This window comes from Streptomyces sp. NPDC033174, from assembly GCF_055577795.1.
The window spans coordinates 1-20,637 of record NZ_JBVIPQ010000003.1; the positions used below are offsets into that span (position 1 = coordinate 1).

The window sequence follows — 20,637 nt, forward strand, 5'->3', positions numbered from 1 at the left end:
TACTGCAGGGGGGACCCTGTGGGAGAGTAGGACGCCGCCGAACAATCATTGTGGGAAAGCCCCGCACCTTATGGTGCGGGGCTTTTCTGCGTTCATCGGTCGCTTCTCTCACCCCTGTGCATCCGCCGGCCGAGGCTGACGGTAAGGTCAGGGGCATCATTGGCACGTTCCCCACAGGAGGCCCCCGGGTGGAGGTCCAGGAGACTCGAGTTCAGACGGACCGGGTCCTCACCATCCCCAACATCCTCAGCATGGCCCGGCTGGTGGGTGTGCCGCTCTTCCTGTGGCTGATTCTCCGCCCCGAGTTCGGCGGTCCCAAGAGTGATGGCTGGGCGCTGCTGGTTCTGATGCTGAGCGGTGTCAGTGACTATCTCGACGGCAAGCTCGCCCGCCGCTGGAACCAGATCAGCAGCCTGGGGCGCCTCCTCGACCCGGCCGCCGACCGGCTCTACATCCTTTCCACCCTCGTCGGACTCACCTGGCGCGAGATCCTTCCGCTCTGGCTCACCGCTGCCCTATTGGCCCGTGAGCTCATGCTGCTGATCATGGTGGGAATCCTTCGCCGGCACGGCTATCCGCCGCCCCAGGTCAACTTCCTGGGTAAAGCTGCCACGTTCAACTTGATGTATGCCTTCCCGCTGCTGCTTCTCAGTGACGACACAGGATGGCTTTCGTCACTTGCGAAAGTTTTCGGGTGGGCGTTCGCTGGATGGGGTACAAGTCTGTATTGGTGGGCAGGGATCCTCTACGTGGTCCAGGTCCGCCGACTCGTCAAGGCGGATACCGCGGCCGATTGAGCCCGTCTGCTCGTGCTGCGCAACGGGGCCAGCACGAGCAGGTTGTATGAGGGCCCACTGCGCAAGGGTGAAGTCGGCCGGACCGTCGTCTCTTCAAGGAGGACGCTTCCGACATGAAGGCCGTTGTAATGGCTGGCGGCGAAGGCACGCGGCTTCGCCCTATGACCTCGAGCATGCCCAAGCCACTTCTTCCGGTGGCGAATCGGCCGATCATGGAGCATGTGCTACGGCTGCTCAAGCGGCACGGTCTCAGCGAGACCGTGGTCACGGTGCAGTTTCTCGCTTCTCTCGTCAAGAACTACTTCGGTGACGGGGAAGAGCTCGGCATGCAGCTCACCTACGCCGACGAGGAGAAACCGCTCGGCACCGCGGGGAGCGTGAAGAATGCCGAGGAGGCGCTGAAGGATGATGCGTTCCTCGTCATCTCGGGCGACGCCCTCACCGACTTCGACCTGACCGATCTGATCGCCTTCCACAAGGAAAAGGGCGCCCTCGTCACGGTCTGCTTGACGCGGGTGCCGAATCCATTGGAATTTGGCATCACGATTGTCGACGAAGAGGGGAAGGTCGAGCGCTTCCTCGAGAAGCCCACCTGGGGCCAGGTGTTCTCGGACACCGTCAATACCGGTATTTACGTGATGGAGCCCGAGGTATTCCGGTATGTAGAAGCGGACGTTCCGGTCGACTGGTCCGGCGATGTCTTTCCGCAGCTCATGAAGGAAGGCAAGCCGATCTACGGCTATGTCGCCGAGGGCTACTGGGAGGACGTGGGCACGCACGAGAGCTATGTGAAGGCCCAGGCCGACGTGCTCGAAGGGAAGGTCGACGTCGATCTCGACGGCTTTGAGATCTCTCCCGGAGTCTGGGTGGCCGAAGGGGCCGAGGTGCATCCCGACGCGGTCCTTCGCGGTCCGCTCTACATCGGTGATTACGCCAAGGTTGAAGCAGGCGCCGAGATCCGCGAGCACACCATCGTGGGATCGAACGTCGTCGTGAAGAGCGGGGCGTTTCTCCACCGGGCCGTCGTGCACGACAACGTCTACATCGGTGAGCACAGCAACCTGCGGGGCTGTGTCATCGGCAAGAACACGGACATCATGCGCGCGGCCCGCATCGAGGACGGCGCCGTCATCGGTGATGAGTGCCTGATCGGTGAAGAATCGATCGTTCAGGGCAATGTTCGCGTCTACCCGTTCAAGACGATCGAGGCCGGCGCCTTCGTCAACACCTCGGTGATCTGGGAGTCGCGCGGACACGCGAATCTGTTCGGCGCCCGAGGTGTCTCGGGAATCCTCAACGTGGAGATCACGCCCGAGCTGGCCGTCCGGCTGGCGGGTGCCTATGCGACCACACTCAAGAAGGGCGCCACGGTCACCACGGCCCGCGACCACTCCCGGGGCGCGCGTGCGCTGAAGCGCGCGGTGATCTCGGCTCTGCAGGCCAGCGCCATCGACGTACGGGACCTCGAGAATGTGCCGCTGCCTGTCGCACGGCAGCAGACGGCCCGTGGCAGCGCCGGCGGAATCATGGTCAGAACCTCGCCCGGTGTGCCCGACTCGGTCGACATCATGTTCTTCGACGAGCGGGGAGCGGACCTCTCGCAGGCCGGCCAGCGGAAGCTGGACCGCGTCTATGCGCGTCAGGAGTACCGGCGCGCGTTCCCCGGCGAGATCGGCGACCTGCACTTCCCGTCCAGCGTCTTCGACTCGTACACGGGGTCGCTGCTGCGGAACGTGGACACCTCGGGCGTCGCGGATGCCGGGCTGAAGGTCGTCGTGGACGCCTCCAACGGCAGTGCCGGGCTCGTTCTGCCCAGCCTCCTGGGTCGGCTCCAGGTCGACTCGCTGACGATCAACCCGGGTCTCGACGAGTCCCGGCCGACGGAGACGCCCGAGACCCGCCGCGCGGGCCTGGTGCGGCTCGGTGAGATCGTCGCGTCGGCGCGGGCGGCGTTCGGGGTGCGGTTCGACCCGGTCGGTGAGCGCATCTCCCTCGTCGACGAGCGTGGAAAGATCATCGAGGACGACCGGTCGTTGCTGGTCCTGCTGGATCTGGTGGCGGCGGAGCGGCGCAGTGGGCGGGTGGCCCTGCCGGTGACGACCACCAGGATCGCCGAGCAGGTCGCGGCCTATCACGGTACGCAGGTGGAGTGGACGACCACGTCGCCGGACGACCTGACCCGGGTCGGCCGTGAGGAGACGACGATCTTCGGCGGCGACGGCCGCGGCGGGTTCATCGTCCCGGAGTTCAGCAGTGTCTTCGACGGGGCCGCCGCGTTCGTACGGCTCATCGGGCTTGTGGCGCGGACCCAGCTCACCCTCAGCCAGATCGACGCGCGGATCCCGCGTGCCCATGTGCTGCGCAGGGATCTGGCCACGCCGTGGGCCGTCAAGGGCCTGGTGATGCGCCGCGTCGTGGAGGCCGCGGGTGAGCGTCATGTGGACACCACCGACGGTGTCCGGGTCGTGGAGGCCGACGGGCGCTGGGTGATGGTTCTGCCCGACCCGTCGGAGGCCGTCACCCATCTGTGGGCGGAGGGCCCCGACGACGCCTCGGCGCAGGCCCTGCTCGACGAGTGGTCGGCCGTGGTCGACAGCGCAGGTCACTGACGTGTGACCGAGGGGCCGGGAGGCGTCCATGGACGCCTCCCGGCGCACCGGTGGGGCCATTCGGCGGCAGCCCTCGCGACGTGCGACGATGTGCGGCATGTCGCAGCAGCCCCCCGTTCGGAGCACCGGCTCCCCGCCTCCGCGTCCCGATGCGTCCATGTCGCTGCTGACCAATGTGATGGACCATGCCCTGGACGACGGCTACGCGGAGGCCACGGCGCGCCGGGAGGCGGAGGGCGGCGGGCTGCCCCGTACGCTGCGCGCCAAGCTCGGCCTCGCGGCCGGTCTGCTCCTGGCGGCCGTGGTGGTCACTGTCGGCGCCGCGCAGGCGCGGATCTCCGCTCCGGTGGTCGCCAAGGAGCGCCAGGAGCTGATCGGCCGTATCGATGCGGAGACCTCGACGGCCGACAAGCTGGAGAAGGACGTCGACAAGCTCCGCGGCGAGGTGGGGGAGCGCCAGCGCAAGGCGCTCCAGCAGCACGGTGGGGACCAGGCCGAGCTGGTCGCGCTGCTCTCCGGCGCCACCGAGGTGCGGGGGCCGGGTGTCAAGCTCGTCGTCGACGACGCCAAGGACACCGACGAGGGCGGCGGCGGGCCGCGGGAGAGCAGTGGCTTCGCGGACACGGGCCGGGTGCGCGACCGTGACATGCAGCGGGTCGTCAACGGACTGTGGCAGTCGGGCGCCGAGGCGGTCGCGATCAACGGGCAGCGGCTGACGTCGCTGTCCGCGATCCGTGCGGCGGGCGACGCCATACTGGTCGACAACAAGCCGCTGGTGCCGCCCTACACCGTGCTCGCGGTGGGGAACGGCCAGAAGCTGAGCACGGCGTTCCAGGACAGTGCCGATGGCCAGTATCTGCACGCGCTGCAGGAGAACTTCGGCATCCGTACCAGCATCTCCGCTCAGGACGAGGTGCGTCTGCCGGCGGCGCCGAGCTTGATCGTACGAATCGCAGAGCCGAGGAAGACCGGGGCCGCGACGGCTTCCGGGCGGCCCACGGCCGACACAGGGAAGGGCACATCTTGATCGCCGTACTGGGCCTCGTCGTGGGAGTCGTGGTCGGACTGTTGGTCCGGCCCGAGGTGCCGGCGGTGGTCGAGCCCTATCTGCCGATCGCCGTCGTGGCCGCCCTGGACGCGGTGTTCGGAGGTCTGCGCGCCATGCTGGACGGGATCTTCGTCGACAAGGTCTTCGTGGTCTCCTTCCTGTCGAACGTGGTCGTGGCCGCGCTGATCGTGTTCCTCGGCGACAAGCTGGGCGTGGGGGCGCAGTTGTCCACCGGTGTCGTGGTCGTCCTCGGCATCCGGATCTTCTCCAACGCCGCCGCGATCCGGCGGCATGTGTTCCGGGCGTGAGGCCGATGAGCAACGACGAGACACCGCAGAACGAGGACCGGACCGAGCCGGAGACCGTACCGGAGCAGGCGTTGACCGGACGTCAGCGCCTGGCCGCCGGGCTGTGGCCCCCTCGCGTCTCCCGCGCCCAACTGATCGTGGCCGTGCTGCTGTTCGTCCTCGGCCTGGGTCTTGCCATCCAGGTCCGCTCGACCAGCGACAACAGCGCGCTGCGCGGCGCCCGCCAGGAGGACCTGGTGCGGATCCTGGACGAGCTGGACGACCGTACGCAGCGGCTGGAGGACGAGAAGGCGCGCCTGGAGGACCAGCGCGCGGAGCTCGACAGCAGCTCCAACCAGGCGGAGGAGGCCCGCAAGCAGACGCGGGAGAAGGAGCGGCAGCTCGGGATCCTGGCCGGCACGGTGGCCGCCGAGGGGCCCGGCATCACCCTCACCATCACGGACGGTTCCGGCGCGGTCGAGTCGGACATGCTCCTCGACACGATCCAGGAGCTGCGCGCCGCCGGCGCCGAGGCGATCCAGATCAATGATGTCAGGGTCGTGGCGAACACGTACTTCTCCGGTGGTGACGGTGCCATAGAGGTGGACGGCAACCAGGTGAAGGCTCCGTACGTCTTCAAGGTCATCGGCAAGCCGGAGGACTTGGAGCCCGCGCTCAACATCCCTGGCGGTGTGGTCCAGACGCTGGAGAAGGAGCAGGCCACCGCCACCGTCGCCCGTTCGCAGAAGATCGTTGTGGACGCCTTGCGACCGGCGGAGCGGCCTGACTACGCTCGGTCGTCATCGCAGTGAGGCAGGGGTGCATGGGGGTCGCGCGACAAGGGCATGACGTTGCGGGGGGTCGCCGCATCACAAGCGTGCCGCGTGGTGGAAACTGTCGGGAGGATACGGACGTTGTGAAGGTGTCCGGGTCGGCAGGTGTGTTCATTCAGGGTTCGTCCTGCCCCACGGGCGGGTCTGTTTCGGTCAAGGGGAATCGCCCGTGAAGTTGTTTGCGAAGTTGTTCGGCAAGAGCGCACGCGAGGACGGCGGCAACAGCACCGCCAGGCACCGCGCGCCGCGTCATGCCCAGAGCGAGGAGCAGGGCGGCGAACGCCCGCTGTTCCGTGATGAGGTCGCCCCGGGCGGTGACGTTCACGGCGGCCAGGGCGCGTCGTCTGTTGACCCTGCCGGTCCCGGACGCATAGGTTTCGGTGAGCCAACCTCAAGCTCGGGTGGAGGGTTTGCGCCCGATCCGTACGCAGCCCAGGCCTCCGCGGGGCAGCCGCGGCAGGAGGATTCGTCCATGCCGGTATGTACGAGGTGCGGGCACCGCAACGCCGAGGCGAGCCGGTTCTGCTCCAACTGCGGCGCGCCGCTGCGGAGTGGAGCGCCCGCCGAGCGCCCGTCCGAGACGACGTCGACCATCTCGATCTCCGGACTCGAGGCGTACGACGCGGAGGCCACCGGTCAGACCGCGGTGCCGTCGCTCTCGCCCGAGGCCCAGGCCGCGGTCGACGCTCTGCCGCTCGGCTCGGCGCTCCTGGTGGTGCGCCGCGGACCGAACTCGGGCAGCCGCTTCCTGCTGGACAGCGAGCTGACCACGGCCGGCCGGCACCCGCAGAGCGACATCTTCCTCGACGACGTGACCGTCTCGCGGCGGCATGTGGAGTTCCGCCGGGCGCAGGACGGCAGTTTCACCGTGTCCGATGTCGGCAGCCTCAACGGCACGTACGTCAACCGTGAGCGGATCGACTCGGTCGCTCTGTCGAATGGTGACGAGGTCCAGATCGGCAAGTACCGGCTGGTCTTCTACGCGAGCCAGCGGGGCGTGTGACCCCTCAGGGAAGGTCCATGCTGCGAACACCGTCGGGCGGTGCCGGCCGTGGCACCGCCTCCGGGGGCGACCGGCTGGTCAGCATCGGTTCGGTGCTGAACCAGCTGCGTGACGAGTTTCCCGAGGTCACGATCTCCAAGATCCGGTTCCTGGAGGCCGAGGGGCTCGTGGAGCCGCGGCGGACGCCGTCCGGGTACCGCAAGTTCAGCCCCGAGGACGTGGAGCGGCTGGCCCAGATCCTGCGTATGCAGCGGGATCACTATCTGCCGCTCAAGGTCATCCGGGAGCACCTCGACGCGCTCGCGCGGGGCGAGCAGGTGCAGCTGCCCGCCCAGGGGACGCAGCGCGATCTCACGGACGGGGCCTGGGATCCGGAGGCGGAACGGCCGACCGCCGCGCGGGTGGGCCGGGACGAGCTGCTCGCGGCCGCCGAGGTCAGTGAGGCGGAGCTGGCCGACTGGGAGTCCTACGGTCTGATCGGCCCCGCGTCGGACGACGGGGGCTATGACGCCGAGGCCGTGACGGTCGCCAGACTTGTCGCGGAACTGGGGAGATTCGGTCTCGAACCTCGCCATCTTCGCGCCGTGAAAGCGGCCGCCGATCGCGAGGCCGGTCTGGTCGAGCAGGTCGTCGCGCCACTGCGCCGGCACCGTAATCCGCAGACCAGGGCCCATGCGGAGGCCACGGCGAAGGAGCTCGCGGGGCTCTCTGTACGCCTTCACGCGGCACTGGTACAGACCGCGCTCGGGGTCCGCTTTCAGTGATCTTGCGGATGCCCGACTACCCAAACCGGTCGGGCACGTCCTAGGGTTGCTGTGTGAACGAGCTCGACGTTGTGGGTGTCCGGGTGGAAATGCCCTCCAACCAACCGATCGTGCTCCTGCGTGAAGTGGGAGGCGATCGGTACCTCCCCATCTGGATCGGACCGGGTGAGGCGACGGCCATTGCCTTCGCCCAGCAGGGCATGGCTCCTGCCAGGCCCCTGACCCATGATCTCTTCAAGGACGTGCTCGAAGCCGTCGGGCAGGAGCTCACCCAGGTCCGGATCACGGATCTGCGGGAAGGGGTCTTCTACGCGGAGCTGGTCTTCGCCAGTGGAGTCGAGGTGAGCGCTCGGCCGTCCGACGCCATAGCGCTCGCCCTGCGGACCGGTACGCCGATCTTCGGCAGTGACGGTGTGCTGGACGATGCCGGCATCGCGATTCCGGATGAGCAGGAGGACGAAGTGGAGAAGTTCCGCGAGTTCCTCGACCAGATCTCGCCGGAGGACTTCGGATCCAGTAGCCAGTGACCGGCCTTTCGACCTGTCTCGCTTCTCCGGGTGCCGTCCGGGCATTCGAGTAGCCGTTCCCGGAAGAGAGTCACGGGAAACCACTCTCAGGGTGATTATCACTCGGCGTGCCGAGTGTGGCGATCGTTGACGCACCCCGAGTGACTGCCTACCGTCGTGTGGGCAGGTCAAGGACGGAGGGTCGGCGTCATGAGCAGCGGCGACGGTACGGCAGGGGGTTCCCTCGGACGGAGTCCGGGGGAGAGCGGGCCGTATCCGCTCCACGGCAGTGCGGCGGCGGCCGAGCCGACGACCGACACCATCGGGTATCGAGGACCGACCGCGTGCGCGGCGGCGGGCATCACGTACCGCCAGTTGGACTACTGGGCGCGCACCGGGCTGGTCGAGCCCAGCGTGCGGCCCGCCTACGGCTCCGGCACCCAGCGGCTCTACAGCTTTCGTGACGTCGTCGTGCTGAAGATCGTCAAGCGCTTCCTGGACACCGGGGTGGCGCTGCAGAACATCCGGGCGGCCGTACAGCATCTGCGGGCGCGGGGCTTCCGGGACCTCGAGCGCATGACGTTGATGAGCGACGGCGCGACGGTGTACGAGTGCTCGTCGCCGGACGAGGTCGTCGATCTGTTGCAGGGCGGCCAGGGCGTCTTCGGGATCGCCGTGGGTGTGGTGTGGCGGGATGTCGAGGCCGCGCTGTCGCAGCTTCACGGGGAGCGGGTCGACACCGGCGAGACGCTGGTCGGGCACAACCCGGCGGACGAACTGGCGCGGCGCCGCCGCGACAAGGCCGTCTGACTCGCCGCCCTTCCGGAGTCCCTGATCCGGCCGTCCCTGCCGCCGTCTCGTCCTTCCGGCCGCAAGTCCGCTACGACGCGGCCGGGCCGTCGTACAGAAGTGCGGGTCGATTGTCAGTGCCGTAGGGCAGCATCGGTGGTGTGAGAGCCGCGCCGACGATCCTGCATCTCGACATGGACGCCTTCTTCGCCGCCGCGGAGCAGGCGGCGAAGCCGAGCCTGCGCGGAAAGCCGGTGGTCGTCGGAGGTCTCGGCCCGCGCGGAGTCGTGGCCACCGCCTCATACGAGGCCAGGCGCTTCGGGGTGCATTCGGCGATGCCCATGGCCCAGGCCAGACGGCTCGCGCCGAACGCCGCCTATCTGGTGCCCCGCTTCTCGCTCTACCGCTCGGTCAGCGACCAGGTCATGGAGCTGCTCGGACGGCTCTCGCCGCTCGTCGAGCCGCTGAGTCTGGACGAGGCCTTCGTGGACCTCGAAGCGGGGGGCGCGGCATATGACTCGGCCACGGCGCGGGAGGCCGGTGAGCGGCTGCGCAGGGACATTCTCGGCACCACCGGGCTGACTGGGTCGGTGGGGCTCGCCGGGTCGAAGATGCTCGCCAAGATCGCCTCCGAGGAGGCCAAGCCCGACGGGCTGGTCCTGATAGAGCCGGGGACCGAGCGGGAGCTGCTCGGCCCGAAGTCCGTACGGATCCTGCCGGGCGTCGGGCCGGCGACCGGCGAGCACCTGCGCCGGGCCGGCATGACGACGGTGGCGGACCTCGCCGAGGCGGGGGAGGACGAGCTCGTACGGCTCCTGGGCCGGGCGCACGGTGCTTCGCTCGCCCGGATGGCCCTGGGGTACGACGACAGACCCGTGGTGGCCGAGCGCGACACCAAGTCCGTCTCGGTCGAGGACACCTTCGACGTCGATCTGCACGACCGGGTCCGTATCCGCGTGGAGGTGGAGCGGCTCGCCGACCGGTGTGTGCAGCGGCTGCGGGCGTCGGGGCACTCGGGGCGGACCATCGTGCTCAAGGTGCGGCGGTACGACTTCTCGACGCTGACCAGGTCGGAGACGCTGCGCGGGCCGACGGACGCGGCGGCGGTGGTGCGGGAGGCGGCCGCGCGGCTGCTCGAGGCGGTGGACACGACCGGCGGCGTCCGGCTGCTGGGCGTGGGCGTGACCGGCCTCGCCGACTACACCCAGGAGGACCTCTTCGCGCAGGCCGCCGACGACGAGCTCGCGGCGGTCGAGGACGCCGACGTGAAGGGAGAGCACGACCCCGAGGCGGCGGCGGAGCGGCCGGAGAGCGCCGCCGAGCCGCCGGAGCGGCGCTGGCCCGCCGGTCGGGACGTGCGCCATGTCCGGTACGGGCCGGGATGGGTGCAGGGCAGCGGGGTCGGCCGGGTCACGGTCCGGTTCGAAGAGCCCTGGTCGAAACCAGGGCGGGTACGGACCTTCCTCGTCGACGACCCCGAACTGGAGCCGTCGGATCCGCTGCCGCTGGTGTGGAGGGAGCCGGAGACCCCGGCGGAGGAGAGCGCGGCAGAGCCCTCACCGGGGCCAGGGGACGGGGCCGGTGAGGGTGCGGCGGACGGTCAGGTCTCCGAGGGCTCGTCCCGGCCGGCCAGCCGGCCGAAGTCACGGTCCGGCGGTGGCGGGGACGGACTCGCTTCGTCCGGCACGACGGGGAGGTCTATCCCGTAGTGCCGGTAGAGCTGGAGCTCCTGCTCGGGGGAGAGATGTCGGCCGACGCCGAAGTCCGGCGCGTCCTTGATCAGGGAGCGTTCGTACGGGATGTGAAGCGCGCCGCCGACCAGTTCGCTGGGCTCCAGGGGGACGAAGGCGTCTCTGCTGAACAGCCCGGTGCGCACGGCCGCCCACTCGGGAACACCCGTGGCATCGTCCAGATACACCTCGTCGATGGTTCCGATCTTGGTCCCGTCACGGTCGAACGCTTTGCGGCCGATCAGGCTGCGCGGATCGATGTCGGTCTGCACGGTCCCTCCAACGGGTCGCGGCTGCTCTCAAACACTACGAAAGTGCACAACGGGGATGTCGGCCACTCGAGGGATGTCCGGGGAACCTCGCTGGTAGGCTGGCTCTGGCTGCTGACCCCGTGCGGGAGAGTCCACCGAAGAAACCTTTCGGGGGCGCCGAAGGAGCAAATCCTCCCCGGAATCTCTCAGGCCCCTGTACCGCACGGACGAGGTCACTCTGGAAAGCAGGGCGGACGTCCGACGGCATCCGCTCTCACCGACGGTGAAAGTCGGCGTGCCGTTTTTCGGTGTGCCGGTGAAACTCTCAGGTTGAGATGACAGAGGGGGAGGCCGTCCGGGCATCCGCGCCGTGGTGCCCCTCGCAGGTCGTGACGACCAGGAGGCCTCCGTACATGACCGCCAACCGCATTCCGCTCTCCGTACTCGAACAGGGCATTCCGTTCGAGCAGCGGCACATCGGACCCGACGCCGAGGCGCGCGCGAAGATGCTCGCGCAGGTCGGCTACGGCTCGCTCGACGAACTCACCGACGCCGCGGTACCGGACGTGATCAAGAGCGCCGAGGCGCTCGGACTCCCCTCCGCCCGCACCGAGGCCGAGGTGCTCGCCGAACTGCGCTCGCTCGCCGACCGCAACCAGGTGCTCGCGCCGATGATCGGCCTCGGCTACTACGGCACCTTCACGCCGCCGGTCATCCTGCGCAACGTCATGGAGAACCCGGCCTGGTACACGGCGTACACGCCGTACCAGCCGGAGATCTCGCAGGGCCGCCTCGAGGCGCTGCTGAACTTCCAGACCATGGTCGCCGACCTCACCGGCCTGCCCACCTCCGGCGCGTCCCTGCTCGACGAGGGCACCGCCGCCGCCGAGGCCATGTCGCTGGCCCGCCGGGTCGGCAAGGTCAAGGACGGCGTCTTCCTGATCGACGCCGACGCGCTGCCGCAGACCATCGCCGTGATCGAGACCCGCGCCGAGCCGACCGGTGTCGAGGTCGTCGTCGCCGATCTGTCCGACGGCATTCCCGAGGAGATCGCCGAGCGCGGTGTCTTCGGCGTGCTGCTCCAGTACCCGGGCGCCTCCGGCGCGGTCCGGGACCTCAAGCCGGTCATCGAGCGGGCGCACGAGCTCGGCGCGATCGTCACCGTCTCCGCCGATCTGCTGGCGCTCACCCTGCTCACCTCGCCCGGTGAGCTCGGCGCGGACATCGCCGTCGGCACCACGCAGCGGTTCGGTGTCCCGATGGGCTTCGGCGGCCCGCACGCCGGTTACATGGCCGTCCGCGAGAAGTTCGCCCGCAGCCTGCCCGGCCGCCTCGTCGGTGTATCCGTCGACGCCGACGGCAACAAGGCCTACCGCCTGGCGCTGCAGACGCGCGAGCAGCACATCCGCCGGGAGAAGGCGACCAGCAACATCTGCACCGCGCAGGTGCTGCTCGCCGTCATGGCAGGGATGTACGCCGTCTACCACGGCCCCGACGGCCTCAAGGGCATCGCCCGGCGCACCCACCGCTACGCCGCGATCCTCGCCGAGGGGCTGCGCGCCGGTGGTGTCGAGGTCGTGCACGGCTCGTACTTCGACACCCTGACCGTCCGCGTGCCCGGCAAGGCCGCGCAGGCCGTGGCCGCCGCCCGCGAGGGCGGGGTCAACGTGCACCTCGTCGACGCCGACCACGTCTCCGTCTCCTGCGACGAGACCACGGGCCGCGACCAGCTCACCGCCGTGTGGGCCGCCTTCGGTGTCGACGCCGACATCGAGGCGCTCGACGCCACGGCCGCCGACGCGCTCCCCGAGGGCCTGCTGCGTTCGGACGCGTACCTCACGCACCCGGTGTTCCACGCCCACCGCTCCGAGACGGCGATGCTGCGCTACCTGCGCAAGCTCGCCGACCGCGACTACGCGCTGGACCGCGGCATGATCCCGCTCGGCTCCTGCACGATGAAGCTCAACGCCACCACCGAGATGGAGCCGGTCACCTGGCCGGAGTTCGGGGCGATGCACCCGTTCGCGCCGGCCGACCAGGCCGCGGGCTACCTCACGCTCATCACCGAGCTCGAGGAGCGCCTCGCCGAGGTCACCGGCTACGACAAGGTCTCCATCCAGCCCAACGCCGGTTCGCAGGGCGAGCTGGCCGGTCTGCTGGCCGTTCGCGCCTACCACCGCGCCAACGGCGACACCCGGCGCACGGTCTGTCTCATCCCGTCCTCGGCGCACGGCACCAACGCCGCCTCCGCCGTGATGGCCGGGATGAAGGTCGTGGTCGTCAAGACCGCCGACGACGGCGAGATCGACATCGACGACCTGCGCGCCAAGATCGAGCAGTACCGTGACGAGCTGTCCGTGCTGATGATCACGTACCCGTCCACGCACGGCGTGTTCGAGGAGCACGTCGCCGACATCTGCGCCCAGGTGCACGACGCCGGCGGCCAGGTCTACGTCGACGGCGCCAACCTCAACGCGCTGGTCGGCCTCGCCAAGCCGGGCCGGTTCGGCGGCGACGTCTCGCACCTGAACCTGCACAAGACGTTCTGCATCCCGCACGGCGGCGGTGGCCCCGGTGTCGGTCCGGTCGGCGTCCGCTCGCACCTCGCCCCGTACCTGCCGAACCACCCGCTTCAGCCGGCCGCCGGCCCGGCGACGGGCGTCGGCCCGATCTCGGCCGCGCCGTGGGGCTCCGCGGGCATCCTGCCGATCTCCTGGGCGTACGTACGGCTCATGGGCGGCGAGGGTCTCAAGCGCGCCACCCAGGTGGCGGTGCTGGCGGCCAACTACATCGCCAAGCGCCTGGAGCCGCACTTCCCGGTGCTCTACACCGGTCCCGCCGGTCTGGTCGCGCACGAGTGCATCGTCGACATCCGGCCGCTGGCGAAGGCGTCCGGCGTCAGCGTCGACGACATCGCCAAGCGCCTGATCGACTACGGCTTCCACGCACCCACGATGTCGTTCCCGGTCGCCGGCACGCTGATGATCGAGCCGACCGAGAGCGAGGACCTCACCGAGATCGACCGGTTCTGCGACACGATGATCGCGATCCGCGCCGAGATCGAGAAGGTCGCGTCGGGCGAGTGGCCCGCCGAGGACAACCCGCTGCGCAACGCCCCGCACACCGCGGCCGCGCTGGGCGGCGAGTGGGAGCACCCGTACAGCCGTGAGGACGCGGTCTTCCCGGCCGGTGTCTCGGCCGCCGACAAGTACTGGCCGCCGGTGCGCCGTATCGACGGGGCGTTCGGCGACCGCAACCTGGTCTGCTCGTGCCCGCCCCTGGACGAGTACGACAACTGACGTCGGCGACGGCTGACATGAGTCAGGGCCGGTTCGGAGCGCGCTCCGGGCCGGCCCTTTGTCGTGCGTCGTGCCCGCCGCCTCAGGCGGCCGTCACCACCTGCTCGGTGTCCAGCGGCCGGTGCGGCGCGATGATCTGGCCGTCCGGCAGCAGCTCACCGGTGTCCTCGAAGAGCAGGACACCATTGCACAGCAGGCTCCAGCCCTGCTCCGGGTGGTGCGCCGTCAGACGGGCGGCCTCCCGGTCGGCGGAGTCGGCTGTCGGGCAGGATGGCTTGTGCTGGCACATGGGTGGGTTCTTTCGCTGCGGTGTGGTGAATGTCCTGCGGCTCGATGCGGTGTTCATGGCCGCCCCCCGTTGGTCGGTTCGGTCCGGTCCCAGTGTTGTCCTGCGGGCGTCGATCCGCAGGGATTTCGCGGCAGCTCTTCCTACTGGTTAGGGACGTATCACCCGCCCGGACGGTTCAGCTCAACTGCACGGTCTCTTCGGATGGTTCGGGGTGGTCATTGTGGGCTAGTCCGTATGGGGCAGGCCGGTGGTGCCCGTACGAATGCCGTACGTGAACGCCGTACGTGAACAGAGCGATGCCCCGCGGTGGTGACGGCCGCGGGGCATCGCTCCGTGCTCTTCAACGAGGGGTCAGGCCGGTGAACCCAGGAGCGGGACCGGCGGCGCGAGGCGCAGCGTGAGGACGGGCAGCAGGTCGGCGACCCGGTGGGGTCTGTGGGCGGCGATGCCGGGCGGCGCGGGCGCCAGCGGAATCAGGAGGTCCGACGGCGCGGGGGACCCTTCCGACCCGTCGGCGTCCGTGTCCCCGTGCAGCCACAGGGTCAGCATGTACAGCTCGGGCACGGACAGCAGGCGTGGTTGATAGGGAGTGCTTATGGACTCGGCCTGGCGCAGTGCGCGTTCGGTGGCGGTGATGTAGGGCCCTTCGAAGAAGTGCGAGAAGGACCAGCCGTCCGGAGTGAGCATCGTGTCCGCGGCGGCGATGGCACGGTCGCCGCCACGGATCAGAAACCGCCAGCCGGCGAGCCGGGTGCGCGGTGTCGGGGTGGGCGGGACGACCTGATCCAGTACATCCAGTACATGGACGGGCAGGGGCAGTTCGGCAGTGAGCTGTCCCTGGAAGGAACGGAGAGCCGGGGTACGGGCCTCGCGGACGGCGGCGGGGGAACCGAGGGCCACGAGGACACTGCGCAGGGCCGGCGCGGGGGCCGGAGGGATGTTGAGCATGGTGGGTCGCCTCTCACTCAGGAGACACGGTGAAGCGGGGGCAGTGCGGACGACGCTGTCAGCTGCGGGGCCAGAGGGGGCCATTAGGCCGTGGCCGGGCGCCGGCTCTCTGCCTCGTCCGCGGAGTTTATACCGCGCGTGTTCACCCGGTGTTTCTGCTAGACGGCCCAGCTATTTCGGCCAAGGCGAAATTCGGTCTTTATTATGCGGCATTTCGACGGATTTAACATCACGGCACGTCTCTGGCCTGCGACGTGAGCGCCGCTACGACGGCCGAATCTCGTCGGCGTTTCGGTCGTGCTGCCGGCAGTGGTAACTGCACAGTGCTCCATGCCGGCGGAATGTGCCGCACGGGCTTCCTTCTCAGCCTACCGTTCAGCCTGTGCGCGCGGGGGCGTTATGGATCAGCCCGGCTGGGCATTATCGTCCGTGACACGAGCGGCCGAGCCGCGGGCTGCCCACTCGAGGAGGGACCCTTCGATGGGGGAGAAGGTCGTGGCAGGCGGGTTCGACCTGTCCGATCGACAGAGGTACCGGCGCAAGCTCCAGCAGTGCCTGGCGGGACTGGGGAGGCTCCTGGCGGAGAAGAGGTTCGACCGGCCAAGAAACATGATGGGCCTGGAGATCGAGTTGAATCTGGCGGGTGCCGACGGCATGCCCCGGATGATGAATGCCGAGGTGCTGGAGCGGATTGCGAGCAAGGATTTCCAGACGGAACTCGGAATGTTCAACCTGGAAGTGAACATCGCGCCGCACCGGCTCGGCGGGCGGGTTTTCGATCAGCTCGCCGAGGAGCTGCGCACCGGTCTGGGATATGCCCACCGCAAAGCCCAGGAGGTGGATGCCGGCATCGTCATGATCGGAATTCTGCCCACGCTCGCGCAGCACGATCTGGTGACCGCGAACCTCTCGGACGTCGACCGCTACATGCTCCTCAACGACCAGATCGTGGCCGCTCGGGGTGAGGACTTCGCGCTCGACATCCAGGGCGTCGAGCGGCTGACCTGCACCGCGGCGTCGATCGCGCCCGAATCGGCGTGCACCTCCGTGCAGTTGCACCTCCAGGTGACTCCCGCCCGGTTCGCCGCCGTGTGGAACGCGGCGCAGGCCGTCGCGGCCGTCCAGGTGGCCGTCGGCGCCAACTCGCCGTTCCTGTTCGGCCGGGAACTGTGGCGCGAGTCGAGACCGCCGCTGTTCCAGCAGGCCACGGACACCAGGCCGCCCGAGCTCCAGGCCCAGGGTGTCCGGCCGCGCACCTGGTTCGGCGAGCGCTGGGTGGACTCGGCGTACGACCTGTTCGAGGAGAACCTGCGCTTCTTCCCCCCGCTGCTGCCCATCTGCGACGAGGAGGACCCGCTGCGGGTGCTCGACGACGGCGGCGTCCCGCGCCTCCAGGAACTCGTCCTGCACAACGGCACGGTGTACCGCTGGAACCGGCCCGTGTACGACCTCACCGACGGCGTCCCGCATCTGCGGGTCGAGAACCGGGTGCTGCCCGCCGGCCCCACCGTCACCGATGTCATCGCCAACGCGGCCTTCTACTACGGTCTGGTCCGCGCCCTCGCCGAAGAACCCCGACCCGTGTGGAAGCGGCTGCCGTTCGAGGAGGCGGAGGCCAACTTCGACACCGCCTGCCGGTACGGCATCGACGCCGAACTGCGCTGGCCACGCCCCGGTCGCACCGGCGGGATCGCCACCGTGCCCGCCGTGAAGCTCGTACGGGACGAACTGCTGCCGCTCGCGGCGGCCGGGCTCGACGCGTGGGGGATCGAACCGGCCGACCGGGACTTCTATCTCGGGATCATCGAGGAGCGGTGCCGCCGAGGCGTGAACGGCGCCTCGTGGCAGGTGGACGCCTACCACCGCGCCCTGGAGGCCGGCCTCATGCGCGACGATGCGCTGACCGCGACCACCCGGCGCTACGGGGAGCTGATGCGACGGGGCGATCCGGTCCACACCTGGCCGGCGGGGTTCGCCGAACCCGGCGAAGCGGCGGCGTGAGGAGTTCCGGCGATCGGCTCCGGCGGCAGCCCTCTCCCTCAGCCACGGCGTGACTCCCGCGCCCCGCCGCACCCCGCCCGGCCGCCGTCGGGCAAGCTGTGACGTCCCGGCACCGTGGCAGCACGGTGGTGCACGGTGGTGGCAGGGAACGTGGAGGCAGGTGTGCAGGCGGAGGCGGGACGCGTGGCTGAATCTCTTCCCCAGGACGGCATGTCCCGGAGGATCCTTCGCTCCGAGACGGTGCTGGTACTGGCGCTGTCGCTCGGCGCGAGTGGTGTGTCGTCACTCATCAGCTTTGTCGGATCACTGACCAAGCCGGGCGGTCTGAAGGATCAGGCGGCGAACCTCAACGCTTCGTACGCCCCCGGACGGCCGTGGCTCGACCTCGCCTGGCAGCTCTTCTCCGTCGCGACGGCCCTGGTCCCGGTCCTGCTCGTGGCGCACCTGCTGATGAGAGAACGCTGGGACGAGGGCCTGGCGGCGGGCCCCGGGGAGGGCCGGGGGCTGCGGCTGATCGGTTTCGACCGCACCCGGCCGTGGTCCGACCTCGGACGCGGGGCGCTGGTGGCCGCCGGTATCGGCAGCGCCGGCCTCGCCTTCTACCTGGTCGCGCGAACCGCCGGGTTCAACCTGACCGTGGTGCCCGAATCGCTGCCCGACGTGTGGTGGAAGTACCCGGTGCTCCTGGCCTCGGCGGTGCAGAACTCCGTACTGGAGGAGGTCATCGTCGTCGGCTATCTGCTGCGCCGGCTCGGGCAGTTGGGTTGGACGCCGATGGCCGCCCTGGTGGCGAGTTCGGTCCTGCGCGGCTCGTACCACCTCTACCAGGGCATCGGCGGCTTCCTCGGCAACATGGTCATGGGCGTGGTCTTCGTGTGGCTCTACCGGCGCTGGGGCCGGGTGGGGCCGCTCGTGGCGGCGCACGCGCTGCTCGACATCGTGGCGTTCGTCGGATACGGGCTGCTGGCCGGGAAGGTCGACTGGCTGCCCACGATGTGACCGAGGTGGACGCGCGGCGAGGGGCGTACGGCAGGTGCCGTACGCCCCTTTTCTCGTCGGCCGGTTACGACACGCCGCCCCGTCCGGAGCACCGCCCGGTCCGAGACTCCGGCCGGTCCGGCACGCCGGCCGTCAGACGAGCAGATCGCCCTCGATCACCGTCACCGCGTTGCCGGTCAGCAGGGTGCGCTCGGCGCGCAGAGAGGTGCGTACGAGGCCGGTACGGGCGCCGCCCTGGAACCCCGTGAGGTCGTCGCGCCCCAGGCGCCGCGACCAGAACGGCGCCAGCGCGGTGTGCGCGCTGCCCGTCACCGGGTCCTCGTCGATGCCGACGCCGGGGAAGAAGCCGCGCGAAACGAAGTCGTAGCCCCGGGATGGATCCTCGGCGACGGCTGTGACGATGATGCCCCGCTCCGACAGCTCCACGAGCGCCCGGTGGTCGGGGACCAGGGTGCGCACGGCCTCCTCGTCGGTGAGCTCGACCACCAGGTCGCCGATGTGCGCCGCTGTGTCGTGGACCGAGACGACCTCCGCTCCCAGCGCCTTCGCGAGACCCTCGGGGGCCGGTACGGGGGTGAGCGACGAGGTCGGGAAGTCCAGGGTGATCGTGCCGTCCGGCGCGGCGCTCGCGCGCAGGACGCCGCAGCGCGCGGCGAACCGGATCGTGCCGCTCGCGCGACCGGTCGTGTGCAGGACATGGGCGGTGGCGAGGGTGGCGTGACCGCACATGTCGACCTCGGTCGCCGGGGTGAACCAGCGCAGCGCCCAGTCGGCGTCGCCGCCGGCGGGGAGCGGGTGGGCGAAGGCGGTCTCGGAGAGGTTCACCTCCGCCGCGACGTTCCGCAGCCACTTGTCGTCGGGGAAGGCGTCCAGGAGCAGCACGCCCGCCGGGTTTCCGGAGAAGGGGTGATCGGTGAAGGCGTCGACGATTCGAATCCGCATGGACGTGAACGTAGAGCCCCGGCAGAGCCGCAGGCCAAGGCCAATCGCACACCGCTGGACCGATAGGGCGTTGCCATCCGAACAGTCCCGATATATCGTTGACGCATCGCGACAGATCAACGATGGGAGGAGCGTAGCGATGCGTTCACATGGACATGAGCCTGAGCACGGACATGGGCACTGCGGGCCGGGTCATCACGGTCGGGGCGACTTCGAGGGGCGGCGTGCCGCCTTCGGGCCGTTCGGGCCGGGCTTCGGCGGCGGCGGTCCCTGGCGAGGGGGCCCCTTCGACGGCGGACGCGGTCGCGGAGGCGGCCGGGGCAGGGCGCGGCGCGGCGATGTGCGCGCCTCGATCCTGGCGCTGCTGAAGGACCGCCCCATGCACGGCTACGAGATGATCCGGGAGATCGGTGAGCGCAGCGGTGGAGCGTGGAAGCCCAGCCCGGGCTCGGTCTACCCGACGCTCCAACTGCTGGAGGACGAGGGGCTGATCACCAGCGAGAGCGAGGGCGGCAAGAAGCTGTTCACGCTCACCGAGGCCGGCAGCGCCGAGGCCGAGGCGGGGACCGACGTCCCGTGGGAAGAGGCCGGGCGCGGGGTCGACTGGGAAGCTCTGAGCGAGATCCGTCAGGCCGGCTTCGGTCTGATGGAGGCGTTCGGGCAGGTCTGGAAGACCGGCAGTGCCGAGCAGCGGCGGAAGGCCGTCGGGGTCATCAACGAAGCCCGTAAGAAGCTGTACCTGATCCTGGCCGACGAGCACTGACGCCCGAACCGGCCGGAGTACCGACGAAGGCCCCGCGGCCGCATGCCGCGGGGCCTTTCCGTGTGCCGTCACGGCCCGCCGCGAACGGCGAAGTGCCTGCCCCTGCCCGCGCCCGGTGCTCGCGCGTCAGGTCACCAGCCCGTCCAGCTTCCGCAGTGACTCGTTCAGTGCGGCGGTCGCCGAGTCCTTGAGCTTCCCCGCCATCAGGGAGACCGCCGCGCCCGTGAACTCGCCGTCGATCCGGACCACGGTGGCGCCCCCGTCGGGCGTGAGCGAATAGCGGGTGCCGACGTTGACGCCCATGGGTCCCTTGCCCCGGATGGCGAGGACCCGCTCGGCCTCCAGCTCCTCCACCGTCCAGGTCACCTCGGCCGGGAAGCCCATCAGCTTCATGTTCTCGTCGAAGGTGGCACCCGCTTCGAGCGTGGCCGGGCCGCCCCTGGGGAAGCTCGTGTGGGTGGCGTTCCACTGGCCGTACGAAGCGAAGTCCGTCAGCTGCGCCCAGACCTTCTCGGCCGGTGCCTCGATCCGTGCCTCCGCGGTGACTTCGGCCATGCGACCACCCCTTCACGCGTTCCGTCGGGCTCTGGTGTCGACGGAACGTAGCCGCGCGGCCTCCAACATTCAATACTGATGAACTGTCAGATGTGCGCCGCCCTCACGCAGTTCCCTCGGCCGCGAGCACGTGCAAGGGGCGGTGTGCGCCCTGACGGGGAGACCGGCCGAAATCTCATCCGTAAGGAGGAGGAACCGGGTGCCCGTGCCCAACCGTCGTGGGA

Annotated in this window: 19 protein-coding genes and 1 riboswitch; of the genes, 14 read left to right on the forward strand and 5 right to left on the reverse strand. The window is 69.5% G+C overall.

Annotated elements, in window-relative coordinates:
* Window positions 1-188: 188 nt before the first annotated feature.
* From ACZ5VC_RS10075 to ACZ5VC_RS10120, 10 genes are all read left to right on the forward strand, one after another.
* Window positions 189-797 carry a CDP-alcohol phosphatidyltransferase family protein gene (locus ACZ5VC_RS10075; RefSeq protein ID WP_469119603.1) on the forward strand — a complete coding sequence of 203 codons (609 nt, stop codon included), beginning with the start codon at window positions 189-191 and terminating at the stop codon, window positions 795-797.
* 113 nt (window positions 798-910) lie between these two features.
* Window positions 911-3,406, forward strand: a complete 2,496-nt coding sequence (locus ACZ5VC_RS10080; protein ID WP_469119604.1) for a sugar phosphate nucleotidyltransferase — start codon at window positions 911-913, stop codon at window positions 3,404-3,406.
* Between the two features lie 97 nt (window positions 3,407-3,503).
* On the forward strand, window positions 3,504-4,433 hold the full coding sequence (locus ACZ5VC_RS10085; protein ID WP_469119605.1) for a DUF881 domain-containing protein: 930 nt from the start codon (window positions 3,504-3,506) through the stop codon (window positions 4,431-4,433).
* Complete coding sequence (locus tag ACZ5VC_RS10090; RefSeq protein ID WP_003970459.1) at window positions 4,430-4,762, forward strand: small basic family protein; 333 nt, start codon at window positions 4,430-4,432, stop codon at window positions 4,760-4,762. The genes ACZ5VC_RS10085 and ACZ5VC_RS10090 overlap by 4 nt, the downstream gene beginning before the upstream one ends.
* A gap of 5 nt (window positions 4,763-4,767) precedes the next feature.
* Window positions 4,768-5,553: a DUF881 domain-containing protein gene (locus ACZ5VC_RS10095; protein ID WP_469119606.1), complete on the forward strand. Its 786-nt coding sequence runs from the start codon at window positions 4,768-4,770 to the stop codon at window positions 5,551-5,553.
* 82 nt (window positions 5,554-5,635) lie between these two features.
* Complete coding sequence (locus tag ACZ5VC_RS10100; protein WP_469120197.1) at window positions 5,636-6,577, forward strand: FHA domain-containing protein; 942 nt, start codon at window positions 5,636-5,638, stop codon at window positions 6,575-6,577.
* A 17-nt stretch (window positions 6,578-6,594) separates the two neighbouring features.
* Window positions 6,595-7,341, forward strand: coding sequence for a transcriptional regulator FtsR (ftsR, locus tag ACZ5VC_RS10105; protein WP_469119607.1), 747 nt, complete (start codon window positions 6,595-6,597; stop codon window positions 7,339-7,341).
* A gap of 53 nt (window positions 7,342-7,394) precedes the next feature.
* Window positions 7,395-7,868: a bifunctional nuclease family protein gene (locus tag ACZ5VC_RS10110; protein ID WP_468707455.1), complete on the forward strand. Its 474-nt coding sequence runs from the start codon at window positions 7,395-7,397 to the stop codon at window positions 7,866-7,868.
* A gap of 189 nt (window positions 7,869-8,057) precedes the next feature.
* Window positions 8,058-8,657, forward strand: a complete 600-nt coding sequence (locus ACZ5VC_RS10115) for a MerR family transcriptional regulator (protein WP_469119608.1) — start codon at window positions 8,058-8,060, stop codon at window positions 8,655-8,657.
* A 140-nt stretch (window positions 8,658-8,797) separates the two neighbouring features.
* Window positions 8,798-10,345 (forward strand): DNA polymerase IV, encoded by a 1,548-nt coding sequence (locus ACZ5VC_RS10120; protein WP_469119609.1) that lies wholly within the window; start codon window positions 8,798-8,800, stop codon window positions 10,343-10,345.
* Here ACZ5VC_RS10120 and ACZ5VC_RS10125 read toward each other — a convergent pair.
* The gene (locus tag ACZ5VC_RS10125) at window positions 10,237-10,638 is read right to left on the reverse strand and encodes a PRC-barrel domain-containing protein (protein ID WP_469119610.1); all 402 of its coding nucleotides are present in this window, start codon (window positions 10,636-10,638) and stop codon (window positions 10,237-10,239) included. The genes ACZ5VC_RS10120 and ACZ5VC_RS10125 overlap by 109 nt on opposite strands.
* A gap of 112 nt (window positions 10,639-10,750) precedes the next feature.
* Window positions 10,751-10,849: riboswitch (glycine riboswitch) on the forward strand.
* 181 nt (window positions 10,850-11,030) lie between these two features.
* On the opposite strand from ACZ5VC_RS10125, the gene gcvP reads away from it, so the two are divergent.
* Window positions 11,031-13,916, forward strand: coding sequence for an aminomethyl-transferring glycine dehydrogenase (gene gcvP, locus ACZ5VC_RS10130; RefSeq protein WP_469119611.1), 2,886 nt, complete (start codon window positions 11,031-11,033; stop codon window positions 13,914-13,916).
* Window positions 13,917-13,998: 82 nt separating this feature from the next.
* Here gcvP and ACZ5VC_RS10135 read toward each other — a convergent pair whose 3' ends face one another.
* Both ACZ5VC_RS10135 and ACZ5VC_RS10140 read right to left on the reverse strand, forming a co-directional pair.
* Window positions 13,999-14,205: a DUF5999 family protein gene (locus ACZ5VC_RS10135; protein ID WP_468707460.1), complete on the reverse strand. Its 207-nt coding sequence runs from the start codon at window positions 14,203-14,205 to the stop codon at window positions 13,999-14,001.
* 351 nt (window positions 14,206-14,556) lie between these two features.
* Window positions 14,557-15,153: a hypothetical protein gene (locus tag ACZ5VC_RS10140; RefSeq protein ID WP_469119612.1), complete on the reverse strand. Its 597-nt coding sequence runs from the start codon at window positions 15,151-15,153 to the stop codon at window positions 14,557-14,559.
* A 480-nt stretch (window positions 15,154-15,633) separates the two neighbouring features.
* On the opposite strand from ACZ5VC_RS10140, the gene ACZ5VC_RS10145 reads away from it, so the two are divergent.
* Window positions 15,634-17,154, forward strand: coding sequence for a glutamate-cysteine ligase family protein (locus tag ACZ5VC_RS10145; protein WP_469119613.1), 1,521 nt, complete (start codon window positions 15,634-15,636; stop codon window positions 17,152-17,154).
* A 183-nt stretch (window positions 17,155-17,337) separates the two neighbouring features.
* Window positions 17,338-18,153: a CPBP family intramembrane glutamic endopeptidase gene (locus tag ACZ5VC_RS10150; RefSeq protein ID WP_469119614.1), complete on the forward strand. Its 816-nt coding sequence runs from the start codon at window positions 17,338-17,340 to the stop codon at window positions 18,151-18,153.
* A gap of 132 nt (window positions 18,154-18,285) precedes the next feature.
* Here the strand turns inward: ACZ5VC_RS10150 and ACZ5VC_RS10155 are convergent, their stop codons facing one another.
* Entirely contained in the window at window positions 18,286-19,095 is an 810-nt protein-coding gene (locus ACZ5VC_RS10155; RefSeq protein WP_469119615.1) for a PhzF family phenazine biosynthesis protein, read from the reverse strand.
* A 139-nt stretch (window positions 19,096-19,234) separates the two neighbouring features.
* Here ACZ5VC_RS10155 and ACZ5VC_RS10160 point away from each other — a divergent pair, with 139 nt between their 5' ends.
* On the forward strand, window positions 19,235-19,858 hold the full coding sequence (locus tag ACZ5VC_RS10160) for a PadR family transcriptional regulator (protein WP_469119616.1): 624 nt from the start codon (window positions 19,235-19,237) through the stop codon (window positions 19,856-19,858).
* A gap of 126 nt (window positions 19,859-19,984) precedes the next feature.
* Here ACZ5VC_RS10160 and ACZ5VC_RS10165 read toward each other — a convergent pair whose 3' ends face one another.
* Window positions 19,985-20,413, reverse strand: a complete 429-nt coding sequence (locus tag ACZ5VC_RS10165) for a type II toxin-antitoxin system Rv0910 family toxin (protein WP_469119617.1) — start codon at window positions 20,411-20,413, stop codon at window positions 19,985-19,987.
* Window positions 20,414-20,637 lie beyond the last annotated feature (224 nt).